The organism is Pseudomonas atacamensis (assembly GCF_017167965.1).
GTDB classification, from domain to species: domain Bacteria; phylum Pseudomonadota; class Gammaproteobacteria; order Pseudomonadales; family Pseudomonadaceae; genus Aquipseudomonas; species Aquipseudomonas atacamensis.
Genome location: NZ_CP070503.1, coordinates 1,780,719 through 1,793,758 on the forward strand (window position 1 = coordinate 1,780,719; position 13,040 = coordinate 1,793,758).

Below are 13,040 nucleotides of genomic sequence, written 5' to 3' on the forward strand. Positions count from 1 at the left end.
AGGACTGCCTGTGACTGGCTTGTTTATTACCCTGGAAGGCCCTGAAGGCGCGGGCAAGAGCACCAACCGCGAATACCTTGCCGAGCGCCTGCGCGCCGCCGGTATCGAAGTGCTGCTCACCCGTGAGCCCGGCGGTACACCGCTGGCCGAGCGGATTCGTGACGTGTTGCTGACCCCGGCCGACGAAGTGATGCATCCGGACGCCGAGCTGTTGCTGGTGTTCGCCGCCCGCGCCCAGCACCTGGCCGAGGTGATTCGCCCGGCGCTGGCCCGTGGCGCTGTGGTGCTGTGTGATCGTTTCACCGACTCGACATACGCCTACCAGGGCGGCGGTCGTGGTTTGTCGCTTCAGCGCATCGCCACCCTGGAAACTTTCGTGCAGGGCGACTTGCGGCCCGATCTGACACTTATTTTCGATCTGCCCGTAGAGATCGGTCTGGCCCGCGCCAGTGCCCGTGGCCGACTGGATCGTTTCGAACTCGAAGGCCGGGCGTTTTTCGAAAACGTGCGCAATGCGTTCCTGAAGCGCGCCGAAGCCGATCCTTCGCGCTATGTGCGCATCGATGCCGGTCAGCCATTGGCCAAGGTCCAGCAATCGCTGGACACCTTGCTGCCGAATCTGCTGGAGCTGGCCCGTGGCTGAGGCCTATCCATGGCAGGACAGCCTCTGGCAGCAACTGGCCGGACGCAGTCAGCATGCCCACGCGTACCTGCTGCACGGTCCCGCCGGTATCGGCAAGCGTGCTCTGGCCGAACGCTTGATGGCCAGCCTGCTTTGTCAGCGCCCTACGCCTGAGGCATGCGGCGAGTGCAAATCCTGTCTGCTGCTCAAGGCCGGCAGTCATCCGGACAATTACATCCTGGAGCCGGAAGAGGCGGACAAGGCGATCAAGGTCGATCAGGTTCGTGATCTGGTCAGTTTCGTCGTGCAGACTGCGCAGCTCGGCGGGCGCAAAGTGGTGTTGATCGAGCCGGTCGAGTCGATGAATATCAACGCTGCCAACGCCTTGCTCAAAAGCCTTGAAGAGCCGTCCGGCGATACCGTGCTGCTATTGGTCAGCCACCAGCCCAGCCGTTTATTGCCAACCATCAAGAGCCGTTGCGTGCAGCAGGCCTGCCCGCTGCCGGGCGAGGCGATGAGCCTGCAATGGCTGGCCCAGGCGCTACCGGATTGCGCGGAAGACGAACGCGTCGAACTGCTGACGCTCGCCGCCGGGTCGCCGCTGATGGCGGTCAGCCTGCAATCGCAAGGTGTGCGTGAACAGCGCGCGCAAGTGGTCGAAGGCGTGAAGAAGTTGCTCAAGGGCCAGCAATCGCCGACGCAACTGGCGGAAGAGTGGAAAAGCATTCCGATGCTGCGTCTGTTCGACTGGTTCTGCGACTGGTCGAGCCTGATCCTGCGCTATCAACTGACTCAGGACGAGGCCGGCCTCGGCCTGGCCGATATGCGCAAGGTCGTGCAGTACCTGGCCCAAAAGAGCGCGCAGGGCAAAGTGCTGGATATTCAGGACTGGATTCTCGCCCAACGGCAGAAAGTGTTGAGCAAGGCCAACCTCAATCCGGCCCTGTTGCTGGAAGCATTGTTGGTGCAATGGGTGGGATTGCCTGGTCAAAGATAAGAATGTGTACCTAGACTCTGAAGATCAGCAGTGGAGGTGAACATGATTGAACCTGTCAGCCCGGGGCCGCGTAACGGCATCTTGTCCCTGACCATCAAGGACAAGTCGGTGCTTTACGCCGCCTACATGCCTTTCATCAAGAATGGTGGCCTGTTCATCCCGACCAACAAAAGCTACCGGTTGGGCGACGAGGTGTTCATGCTGTTGCACCTGATGGATGAAGCGGAAAAAATTCCCGTCGCCGGCAAAGTCGCCTGGATCACCCCCAAAGGTGCACAAGGCAATCGCGCCGCCGGTGTCGGCGTGCAATTCAACGACGGCGACGACACCGCGCGCAGTCGCATCGAAACTCATCTGGCCGGAGCGCTGAAATCCGACCGTCCCACTCATACGATGTAAGTTGCAGTCCTTTTTATGCTCGTAGATTCCCATTGTCACCTTGATCGTCTCGACCTCGCCGCCCATGACGGCTCGCTGGATGCCGCACTCGCTGCGGCCCGCGAGCGTGGGATCGGACACTTTCTGTGCATCGGCGTCAGTGCCGACAACGCCGCCGATGTCAAAGCCCTTGCCGAGCGGTATGCCGATGTTGATTGTTCGGTCGGCGTGCATCCGCTGGATGTGCAGCCGGGCGCGGCACCAGCGCTGGACTGGCTGCTGCACGAACTCAATCATCCGAAAGTGGTGGCGATCGGCGAAACCGGTCTCGACTATCACTACGAGCCGGAAGCCGCCGAGTTGCAGCAGGAGTCGTTTCGCCTGCACCTGCAAGCTGCGCAGCAGACCGGCAAACCGGTGATCATCCACACCCGTGGCGCCCGTGCGGACACCCTGGAACTGCTGCGCGAAGCGGCGCTGCCCCAGGCGGGTGTGTTGCATTGCTTCACCGAAGACTGGGACATGGCCAAAGCGGCACTGGACATGGGCTACTACATTTCCCTGTCGGGCATTGTTACGTTCCGCAATGCCGACGCCTTGCGTGACGTGGCGAGCAAAGTGCCGGCCGATCGCTTGCTGGTGGAAACCGACTCGCCGTACCTGGCGCCGATCCCGTATCGCGGCAAGCCGAACCTGCCGCAGTACGTGCGCGAAGTGGCGGAGTTTCTGGCGATGCTGCGTGGTGAGAACTACGAGCGCTTTGCCGAGCAGACCACAGAGAACTTCAAGCGTCTGTTCCCGCTGGCGAGTGTTAAATCTGCCCTGTGACCGCTGGCCAAATCGCAGGCAAAAAAAACCCGGGTTCTGGGGGGTGAATCCGGGTTAAGACCATTAGGAGTAAAACAAAGGCACGCGGTCCGTTGGTACCTTTACCGGCACGACACTTGGGGGAAATGTCGCCCGACAGTTCAAGTATTGATCAGTCTGGCGTGCAGTCCAGTGAGCCGGTCGGGGTTTTTAAACAAATTTGGAATACGTTTGCTTCAGTTGAGTTCTCATTGCCCCCGAATCGTTCTCGAAATGAACAAGAAACACAGATTTGGTCGATGAACCGTGCTTTTTTGCGCAAGTTAGGCATAATACGCGGCTTCGAATTTTGACCCTTCAGACCTTTTTCTTATGCATAAAGAACCTCGTAAGGTCCGTGAATTTCGTCGCCGCGAGCAGGAAATTCTCGATACCGCGCTCAAGCTGTTCCTCGACCAGGGTGAAGACAGTGTCACCGTCGAGATGATTGCTGATGCCGTGGGTATCGGCAAAGGCACGATCTACAAGCACTTCAAATCCAAGGCGGAGATCTACTTGCGCCTGATGCTCGACTACGAGCGCGATCTGAACGAGCTGCTGCATTCGGCGGATGTCGACAAGGACAAGGAAGCGCTGTCGCGCGCCTACTTCGAATTCCGCATGCGCGACCCGCAGCGCTATCGCCTGTTCGACCGTCTCGAAGAGAAAGTGGTCAAGGGCAATCAGGTGCCGGAGATGGTCGAGGAGCTGCACAAGATCCGTGCCTCGAACTTCGAACGCCTGACCCTGCTGATCAAGGGTCGCATCAGCGAAGGCAAGCTCGAAGATGTGCCACCGTACTTCCACTACTGCGCATCCTGGGCGCTGGTGCACGGCGCGGTGGCGCTGTATCACTCGCCATTCTGGAGCAATGTGCTGGAAGATCAGGAAGGCTTCTTCCAGTTCCTGATGGACATCGGCGTGCGCATGGGCAACAAGCGCAAGCGCGACCCGGAAACGCCGAGCACATAAGTCATTCAGCGGGCTGATTGCGCCGTGTTTTCACAACATGGCGCAATAGCGCAGGAATATACTCAGGCATAGGGCTTGCTAAAACCTGATTTCTCAGTCAAGTTTTGCTCGCTCGATTTTATTTCGCCGGAGTGTTTCATGATCGTTGACCGTCAAGGCAGGCGTTTTCGCAATCTGCGCATCAGCCTGACCTCTGCCTGCAATTACGCCTGTACCTACTGCGTGCCCAACGGCAAGCGGTTGGTCGCTGCGCAGGATGAACTGTCGGCCGAAGCCATGGCGCGCGGCGTCGAATACCTGATCGAAGCGGCCGGCATCGAGCGCCTGCGCATCACTGGCGGCGAGCCACTGGTCAGCCCCAAACTCGAATCGTTCATGACTGCCGTCGGCCAGATGGGCCTCGACGACATCAGCCTGACCACCAACGGTCAACTCCTCGCGAAAAAACTGCCGCTGCTGGTCGATGCCGGTCTGCGTCGAATCAACGTTTCCCTCGATACTCTTGATGCCGCTGCTTTTCGCAGCATCGCTCGTGGCGGCGATCTGGCCAGCGTGCTCGATGGTATGGATCAGGCTGCCGCCGCCGGGATGAAGATCAAGGTCAACATGGTGCCGTTGCGCGGGCAAAACCTCGATCAGGTCATGCCGCTGCTTGATTACTGTCTGGAGCGCGGCTTCGAACTGCGCTTCATCGAGCTGATGCGCATGGGCCATCTGGCCAAGGATTCCAATGTCTTCCTGCAGCAGTTCGTCAGCCTTGAGCAGTTGCTCGGCCTGATTGGCGAGCGTTATGAATACGCCCAGACGGACGCACCGGTGGACGCCACCGCTGTGCGCTACTCGATTCCCGGTCGCGGCAATTTCGGGGTGATCGCCAACGAAAGCGTGCCGTTCTGCCGCACCTGCTCGCGTTTGCGCCTGTCATCGACCGGTTGGCTGCATGGCTGTTTGTCGTCGAGCAACCGCCACTATGTCGGCGATCTGCTCGACAAACCGCGCCACCAGGCGTTGCCGGCGCTGCAACGTTTGCTGGTCAAGGCGTTGGGTGACAAGCAGGAGGTGGCGTTCTCTGGCGGCGCTACTGTCATGAAGATTATTGGCGGCTGATCGGCCGCTTTCGCGAGCAGGCTCGCTCCCACAGGGAACGCCTTTCAAGGAAAATGCCGAGCTGGCGCAAAAGCTGCATCCAACGGCCATTCGCCGGTTTTCCGACACCGGCTTCTGGAGGAATAGGATGCGTAGCCTGGTTTTGCTGCTGGCCGTTTTGGCGCTTGGCGGCTGCATGAATGTCAGCGATATGGCCGAAGGCACTCGTTATCACATGAGCGATGCGGGGCTTCTGGACCACAGCGACAGCCGCCGGGTGAACAATATCCGCATTCAGCCGGACTCGTTCATCTTCATCGCCCAGGGCGCGTTCGCACCGCCGGGTGGTTCCTATCCGCGGCCGAACGTGGTCGCCGAAGAAGCCTTCAAGGGCTTTGTCGAATATTTCCCGATGGTCCGCCGCGCCCGTGCGCCGGAAGGCCTTGATCAAGCCATGGGCGAAGCCCGTGATGCCGGCGCGCATTATCTGCTGTACACACGTTTCGCCAAGGCTGACGACCGCATCGGCAACTCTGACGAGTGGCTGGACCAGGAAGCCGTGGATCGCCTCGGTATCGACGGCGGCGTGATTCAGATCATGTTGATCGAGACCAGCACCCAGTATTTGATTGATACTGCACGGATCAAGAGTCGTGGCGGTTTACTGACGTTCCATGACTCCAAACCCGAAGACCTCATCGGTCCGCCGCTGGCGCAATACGCACGCAGCCTGCTGGGGATCGGCGACCAGTAATCAAGGAGTACGCCATGAGTGACCCGCAAACAGCCAATGACCTGCTGGGGCAGATCCCCAAGACCAAAGGCCTGCCACCGGTGCATTTGTGGAACCCGGATTTCTGCGGCGACATCGACATGCGCATCGCCCGCGACGGCACCTGGTACTACCTGGGTACGCCGATCGGGCGCAAGCCGATGGTCAAACTGTTCTCCACCATCATCCGCCGCGACGGCGATGATTACTTCCTGATCACCCCAGTCGAGAAGGTCGGGATCAAGGTCGATGACGCGCCGTTCGTAGCGGTTGCCGTGGAAGTGCAAGGCGAGGGCGAGGCGCAGGTTTTGCGCTTTACCACCAATGTCGAGGAAACCATCGAGGCGGGGGCTGAACATCCGATCCGCGTCGAGATCAATCCTGAGACCCAGGAGCCTGCGCCTTATGTGCATGTGCGCAGCAACCTTGAAGCGCTGATTCACCGCAATGTGTTTTACCAGTTGGTGGAACTGGCGGTGAGCCGCGAGATCGATGGTCAGCGCTGGTTGGGCGTGTGGAGTGGCGGCGAGTTCTTTCGCATCGGCCTGGAACCCTGACACAACATCAAAATGTGGGAGCGAGCTGAAAAAAATCCGATTGACTGTTAATCGTATGATGATTAGCGTAGGCACCCATCGCGATTCGCCGTGAGGTGTACATGTCCAGCAGCTTTCATGCGTCGACCGTTGACTGGCTGGGCAGTTGGATTGCTGCCGGTCAGGTCAAGCCGGGGCAGACCATCAAGGTCGAGGCGGATCTGGGCGAACAGCTTGGTGTCAGCCGCACGGTGATTCGCGAAGCCATCAAAACCCTCGTCGCCAAAGGTATGCTCGAAGTCGGGCCGAAAGTCGGCACGCGGGTGTTGCCGGTCCGGCGCTGGAATCTGTTCGATCCGCAAGTGGTCGGTTGGCTATCGCGCAACGGCTTGCCGGAAAACTTCGTCGATGACTTGCTGGATTTACGTCGCACCATCGAGCCGATGGCGGTGCGCTGGGCCTGTGAGCGCGCAACGCCGGAGCAAATCGAAGCGGTGCAATTGGCCTTCAACGCACTGGAACGTGCCGTTGACAGTGGCATCGATTACAACCGTGCCGACCAGGCCTTCCACGAATGCATCCTGGCCGCCAGCCATAATCAGTTCATCGAACAAATGGTCCCGGCCCTCGGCGCGTTGCTGGCGGTGTCGTTTGAAGTCTCCGCCGCCGACCCCGATGAACTGCGCCGCACCTTGCCGATCCATAAGGACATGGCCGACGCCATCGCCGCGCGCGATTCGACCCGTGGCGTGTGGGCATGCATGACCTTGATCGACAACGCCGACCTGGCGATAAAACGCTTTTACCCGAAAGTCATGGCCAGTAGAAAAGCTAGCTGAAAATGTCGAGACATCCTGTCGGAGCGAGCTTGCTCGCGAATGCGTCAGGTCAGATAAATCATCATTGACTGACACTCCGCCTTCGCGAGCAAGCTCGCTCCCACAGTAAAACAACAACTCAGAAGGACTTGATATGCCGTTCACCGCACTGACCCAACACCGCGCGCAACTCGGCGAAGGCCCGTTCTGGGATACGCCGACCCAGGCGTTGTACTGGGTCGATATCGCCGGTAAACAAGCGTTGCGCCTGATCGGTCAGAACGTGCAGATCTGGCAGATGCCCGAGCACATCTCCGCCTTCATTCCCTGCGCCAGCGGCGATGCGCTGGTCACGCTCAGCAGCGGTGTCTATCGGCTGGATCTCGATTCGCCCGGCCTCGAGCCACGCTTGACGTTGTTCTGCGTCGCCGACCCGCAACCGGGCAACCGCCCCAACGAAGCCCGTTGCGATGCCTTGGGCCGGTTGTGGTTGGGCACCATGCAAAACAACATCGGCGAGCACGGCGAGGATCTGCCGCTGGTGCGCCGTTCCGGTGGCCTGTTCCGTATCGATCCTGATCAACGCGTGACACCGCTGCTGCTCGGTCTGGGCATTCCCAATACCTTGTTGTGGAGTGACGACGGCACCACACTGCTATTCGGTGAAAGCCTCGACAGCACGCTCAATCGATATTTCATCCGCACCGACGGCAGTCTCGATGCACCGCAGGTGTTCTACTCGTCCGATCAACACGGTGGTCCCGATGGCTCGGCGATGGACGCCGAAGGCTACGTGTGGAATGCACGCTGGGACGACAGTTGCCTGTTGCGCCTGACGCCGGACGGGCAGGTCGATCGCAAATTCGATTTGCCGGTCAGTCGCCCGACCAGTTGCGTTTTCGGTGGCGAAGACTTGAAAACCCTGTTCATCACCAGCGCGAAGAGCCCGCTGAATCATCCTTTGGACGGTGCGGTGCTGAGCATGCGCGTTGATGTTGCAGGAAAACTCTGTACGCGTTTTGCTGGTTAAATCCCAAAATATGGGATGCAAAATTATATATTGAGATTATTTGGCGGTCGGGTTTATAGTCGGCTCCAGCAGTAACACGCACTCACACTTAAAAAGAACAAAACAGGTGAAGTGATGCAGCGAATTCTTCTCGCCCGCGCAAGCGGGATCCGCCTTTCGTCACGGCTTAATGCCGTCGGCGACGCTTGCCTGTTTGTTTTCCCCAGCCGTCAAAACCGGACATCGACCAATGCCCGGTTTTTTTGCGCCAGCGTGCAGGAGGCCTGAGCCATGGCTGAAGCGCTGACATTGCCGGCAGTGCCGGCGCCGCCGAAAGGCGAGCGCCTGAAAAACAAGGTCGTGCTGTTGACCGGGGCCGCTCAGGGCATCGGCGAAGCTATCGTTGCCGCGTTCGCCTCGCAGCAAGCCAGATTACTCATCAGCGATATCCAGGCCGACAAGGTCGAGCAGGTCGCCGCCCATTGGCGCGATCAGGGCCATGACGTGCAGGCGCTCAAGGTCGACGTATCGAATCAGCAGGATCTGCATGCCCTGGCCCGACGTGCTGTGGAATTGCATGGCCGCATCGATGTGTTGGTCAACTGCGCCGGGGTCAATGTGTTCCGCGATCCTTTGCAGATGACCGAAGAAGACTGGCGCCGCTGCTTCGCCATCGATCTGGACGGCGCCTGGTATGGTTGCAAAGCCGTGCTGCCGCAGATGATCGAGCAGGGCGTGGGCAGCATCATCAACATCGCCTCGACTCATTCCAGCCACATCATTCCCGGCTGCTTTCCGTACCCGGTGGCCAAGCACGGCTTGCTCGGCCTGACCCGCGCACTCGGCATCGAATACGCGGCCAAGGGCATTCGCGTCAACGCCATCGCGCCGGGCTACATAGAAACGCAACTGAACGTCGATTACTGGAATGGCTTTGCCGATCCGCACGCCGAACGGCAGCGCGCCTTTGACCTGCACCCGCCCAAGCGCATCGGCCAGCCGATCGAAGTGGCAATGACGGCGGTGCTTCTGGCCAGCGATGAGGCACCGTTTATCAACGCTTCGTGCATCACCATCGATGGTGGTCGCTCGGTGATGTACCACGACTGAACAAAACGGATCTCCAGCGCTGAACTACGCTTGAAATCCAATCATCATACGATATGACTATTTTCAAACAGCTTCACTGAGAACACGCTTCAACGCTTTTCAAACCTTGCTCAAAAAAAATAACAAGGAGTCATCTGATGAAACGTCGTTTCGGGATTCGTACCCTGTGCAGCACTGCCTTGGCGGTCACTGCGTTCAGCCTGAGCAGTGCGCTGCTCGCCGCCGACGCGGTGAAGATCGGTTTTCTGGTCAAGCAGGCCGAAGAACCGTGGTTCCAGACCGAATGGGCTTTTGCCGAAAAAGCCGCCAAGGACAAAGGCTTTGAATTGATCAAGATCGCGGTTCCGGATGGCGAGAAGACCCTTTCGGCCATCGATAGTCTGGCCGCCAACGGCGCCAAGGGCTTCGTGATCTGCCCGCCGGACGTGTCCCTCGGCCCGGCCATCATGGCCAAAGCCAAGATCAATGACTTGAAAGTAATTGCCGTCGACGACCGTTTTGTCGATGCCAACGGCAAGTTCATGGAAGACGTGCCGTACCTGGGCATGGCCGCGTTTGAAGTCGGCCAGAAGCAGGGCGCCGCCATGGCTGCCGAAGCGAAGAAGCGTAACTGGGACTGGAAAGACACCTACGCGGTGGTCAACACCTACAACGAACTCGACACCGGCAAGAAGCGCACCGACGGTTCGGTCGATGCCCTGAAGAAGGCCGGCATGCCCGAGGATCACATCCTCTTCGCCGCACTGAAAACCCTCGACGTACCGGGCAGCATGGACGCCACCAACTCGGCGCTGGTGAAACTGCCGAGCGCGGCGAAGAACCTGATCATCGGCGGCATGAACGACAACACCGTGCTCGGCGGCGTGCGCGCCACCGAAGCGGCCGGGTTTGCCGCGAGCAACGTGATCGGCATCGGCATCAACGGCACCGACGCCATCGGCGAGTTGAAAAAGCCTAACAGCGGCTTCTTCGGTTCGATGCTGCCAAGTCCGCACATCGAAGGCTACAAGACTGCCGAGATGATGTACGAGTGGATCACCGCCGGCAAAGAGCCGCCGAAGTACACCGCCATGGATGACGTCACCCTGATCACCCGCGAAAACTTCAAGCAAGAGCTGGAAAAAATCGGCTTGTGGAACTGAGGCAGCGACGGCCCGGGCAGCCGGGCCGTTTTTCGGTGTAAAGAGGTGGCTTTATGCACGCGCAAGTACAGACACAAGAACAACACGGCGCCAGCGGCAGCCTGCGCTTCAACGGGATCGGCAAGACCTTTCCCGGCGTGAAAGCGCTCGACGGCATCAGCTTCGTCGCCCACCCCGGCCAGGTTCATGCCTTGATGGGCGAGAACGGCGCGGGCAAATCGACCCTGCTGAAAATCCTCGGTGGCGCCTACATTCCGAGCAGCGGCGAGCTGCAGATCGGCGAGCAGGCGATGGCGTTCAAGTCAACCGCTGACAGCATCGGCAGCGGCGTCGCGGTGATTCACCAGGAACTGCATCTGGTCCCGGAAATGACCGTGGCCGAGAACCTGTTTCTCGGGCATCTGCCGGCGAGTTTCGGCCTGATCAATCGCAGTGAGCTGCGCCAGAAAGCCTTGAATTGCCTGAAAGGCCTGGCCGACGAAATCGATCCGCAAACCAAGGTCGGACGCTTGTCGCTGGGGCAGCGGCAGTTGGTGGAAATCGCCAAAGCGCTGTCGCGCGGCGCCCACGTTATCGCTTTCGACGAACCGACCAGTAGTCTCTCGGCACGCGAGATCGACCGCTTAATGGCGATCATCGGTCGTCTGCGCGACGAAGGCAAAGTGGTGCTCTACGTGTCCCATCGCATGGAAGAAGTCTTCCGCATTTGCGACGCCGTCACCGTGTTCAAGGACGGCCGCTACGTACGTACATTCGACGACATGAGCCAGTTGACCCACGATCAACTGGTGACCTGCATGGTCGGTCGCGACATTCAGGACATCTACGATTACCGTCATCGCCCGCGTGGCGCCGTGGCGTTGAAGGTCGATGGTTTGCTCGGCCCGGGCCTGCGTGAGCCGATCAGTTTCGAAGCGCACAAGGGCGAAATCCTTGGCTTGTTCGGGCTGGTCGGGGCAGGGCGCACCGAGCTGTTTCGCCTGCTCAGCGGCCTGGAGCGCAACACCGCTGGCCGTCTCGAACTACGCGGCCATGAGCTGAAACTGCGCTCGCCCCGTGACGCGATTGCCGCCGGCATTCTGCTCTGCCCGGAAGATCGCAAGAAAGAAGGCATCATCCCCCTGGCCAGTGTCGCCGAGAACATCAACATCAGTGCCCGTGGTGCGCATTCCGGGCTCGGCTGCCTGATTCGCGGCTTGTGGGAAAAGGGCAACGCCGACAAGCAGATCAAGGCCCTGAAAGTGAAAACCCCGCACGCCGGCCAGCAGATCAAGTTTCTTTCCGGCGGCAATCAGCAAAAGGCCATTCTCGGCCGCTGGCTGTCGATGCCGATGAAAGTCCTGCTGCTCGACGAACCGACCCGTGGCATCGACATCGGCGCCAAGGCCGAGATCTACCAGATCATTCATAACCTCGCCGCCGACGGTATTTCGGTGATCGTGGTGTCCAGCGATCTGATGGAAGTGATGGGCATTTCCGACCGCATCCTGGTGCTGTGCGAAGGCGCCCTGCGCGGCGAAGTCAGCCGCGACCAGGCTAATGAATCCAACCTGCTGCAACTGGCTTTGCCACGCCACCGCGCTGACGGCGTGGCGAACTGAGAGGTGACTATGATGACTACGCAAAACGAAACCCTGCCGACCGAGCGCAAACCGCTGGACATGCGGCGCTTCCTCGATGACTGGGTCATGCTGCTGGCGGCGATCGGCATCTTCGTCGCCTGCACCTTGCTGATCGACAACTTCCTCTCGCCGCTGAACATGCGTGGCCTGGGCCTGGCGATTTCCACCACCGGCATCGCCGCGTGCACCATGCTTTATTGCCTGGCGTCCGGGCACTTCGACCTCTCGGTCGGCTCAGTGATCGCCTGTGCCGGCGTGGTCGCGGCGGTGGTGATGCGTGACACCAACAGCGTGTTTCTCGGCGTCAGCGCAGCACTGGTGATGGGCCTGATCGTTGGTCTGATCAACGGCATCGTGATTGCCAAGTTGCGCGTCAATGCCCTGATCACAACGCTGGCGACCATGCAGATCGTGCGCGGTCTGGCCTATATCTTTGCCAACGGCAAAGCGGTCGGTGTTTCGCAGGAATCGTTCTTCGTCTTCGGTAACGGCCAGCTTTTCGGTGTGCCGGTGCCGATCCTGATCACCATTGTCTGCTTCCTGTTCTTCGGCTGGCTGCTGAACTACACCACCTACGGGCGCAACACCATGGCCATCGGTGGCAATCAGGAAGCGGCGTTGCTGGCGGGCGTCAACGTTGACCGGACCAAGATCATCATCTTCGCCGTGCATGGTTTGATCGGTGCGCTGGCGGGTGTGATTCTGGCCTCGCGGATGACTTCCGGGCAGCCGATGATTGGTCAGGGTTTTGAACTGACGGTGATCTCGGCTTGCGTACTGGGCGGGGTTTCGCTGAGTGGCGGCATCGGCATGATTCGCCATGTGATTGCCGGGGTGTTGATTCTGGCGATCATCGAAAACGCGATGAACCTGAAGAACATCGATACGTTTTATCAGTATGTGATTCGTGGTTCGATTCTGTTGCTGGCCGTGGTCATTGACCGCTTGAAACAACGGTAAAGTCAAAAGCTACCCCTCACCCCAGCCCTCTCCCAAAGGGAGAGGGGGCCGACCGAGGTGTCTTGCGTTCTACATCGACCTGAAATATCGGGTCGATTGTGGATTCGCTAAAGCAACATCAGTTCGGCGCATTTCCTGAGCACTCCCCGATCAGTTCCCTCTCCCTCCGG

Annotated in this window: 14 protein-coding genes; all 14 read left to right on the top strand. The window is 59.5% G+C overall.

Annotation, left to right across the window (positions count from 1 at the left end):
• Positions 1 to 10 precede the first annotated feature (10 nt).
• Positions 11 to 643, top strand: a complete 633-nt coding sequence (tmk, locus tag JWU58_RS08170) for a dTMP kinase (RefSeq protein ID WP_206421738.1) — start codon at positions 11 to 13, stop codon at positions 641 to 643.
• On the top strand, positions 636 to 1,619 hold the full coding sequence (locus JWU58_RS08175; RefSeq protein WP_016770984.1) for a DNA polymerase III subunit delta': 984 nt from the start codon (positions 636 to 638) through the stop codon (positions 1,617 to 1,619). The genes tmk and JWU58_RS08175 overlap by 8 nt, the downstream gene beginning before the upstream one ends.
• A gap of 42 nt (positions 1,620 to 1,661) precedes the next feature.
• Positions 1,662 to 2,018 (top strand): PilZ domain-containing protein, encoded by a 357-nt coding sequence (locus tag JWU58_RS08180; protein ID WP_016770983.1) that lies wholly within the window; start codon positions 1,662 to 1,664, stop codon positions 2,016 to 2,018.
• A gap of 15 nt (positions 2,019 to 2,033) precedes the next feature.
• Complete coding sequence (locus JWU58_RS08185; protein ID WP_016770982.1) at positions 2,034 to 2,825, top strand: TatD family hydrolase; 792 nt, start codon at positions 2,034 to 2,036, stop codon at positions 2,823 to 2,825.
• Between the two features lie 351 nt (positions 2,826 to 3,176).
• Positions 3,177 to 3,815: a TetR/AcrR family transcriptional regulator gene (locus JWU58_RS08190; RefSeq protein WP_016770981.1), complete on the top strand. Its 639-nt coding sequence runs from the start codon at positions 3,177 to 3,179 to the stop codon at positions 3,813 to 3,815.
• A 138-nt stretch (positions 3,816 to 3,953) separates the two neighbouring features.
• Complete coding sequence (locus JWU58_RS08195; protein ID WP_123443595.1) at positions 3,954 to 4,922, top strand: GTP 3',8-cyclase MoaA; 969 nt, start codon at positions 3,954 to 3,956, stop codon at positions 4,920 to 4,922.
• 127 nt (positions 4,923 to 5,049) lie between these two features.
• Positions 5,050 to 5,655: a DUF4823 domain-containing protein gene (locus tag JWU58_RS08200; RefSeq protein WP_024013915.1), complete on the top strand. Its 606-nt coding sequence runs from the start codon at positions 5,050 to 5,052 to the stop codon at positions 5,653 to 5,655.
• A 14-nt stretch (positions 5,656 to 5,669) separates the two neighbouring features.
• On the top strand, positions 5,670 to 6,230 hold the full coding sequence (locus JWU58_RS08205) for a DUF1285 domain-containing protein (RefSeq protein ID WP_024013914.1): 561 nt from the start codon (positions 5,670 to 5,672) through the stop codon (positions 6,228 to 6,230).
• Between the two features lie 101 nt (positions 6,231 to 6,331).
• Positions 6,332 to 7,048, top strand: coding sequence for a FadR/GntR family transcriptional regulator (locus JWU58_RS08210; protein ID WP_016770977.1), 717 nt, complete (start codon positions 6,332 to 6,334; stop codon positions 7,046 to 7,048).
• A 133-nt stretch (positions 7,049 to 7,181) separates the two neighbouring features.
• The gene (locus tag JWU58_RS08215; protein ID WP_123443594.1) at positions 7,182 to 8,057 is read left to right on the top strand and encodes an SMP-30/gluconolactonase/LRE family protein; all 876 of its coding nucleotides are present in this window, start codon (positions 7,182 to 7,184) and stop codon (positions 8,055 to 8,057) included.
• Between the two features lie 270 nt (positions 8,058 to 8,327).
• Complete coding sequence (locus JWU58_RS08220) at positions 8,328 to 9,146, top strand: SDR family oxidoreductase (RefSeq protein WP_206421739.1); 819 nt, start codon at positions 8,328 to 8,330, stop codon at positions 9,144 to 9,146.
• 137 nt (positions 9,147 to 9,283) lie between these two features.
• The gene (locus tag JWU58_RS08225) at positions 9,284 to 10,288 is read left to right on the top strand and encodes a substrate-binding domain-containing protein (RefSeq protein WP_016770973.1); all 1,005 of its coding nucleotides are present in this window, start codon (positions 9,284 to 9,286) and stop codon (positions 10,286 to 10,288) included.
• Positions 10,289 to 10,341: 53 nt separating this feature from the next.
• Complete coding sequence (gene araG / locus JWU58_RS08230; protein ID WP_041479431.1) at positions 10,342 to 11,889, top strand: L-arabinose ABC transporter ATP-binding protein AraG; 1,548 nt, start codon at positions 10,342 to 10,344, stop codon at positions 11,887 to 11,889.
• Between the two features lie 12 nt (positions 11,890 to 11,901).
• Positions 11,902 to 12,870, top strand: coding sequence for an L-arabinose ABC transporter permease AraH (gene araH, locus JWU58_RS08235; protein WP_122507882.1), 969 nt, complete (start codon positions 11,902 to 11,904; stop codon positions 12,868 to 12,870).
• Positions 12,871 to 13,040 lie beyond the last annotated feature (170 nt).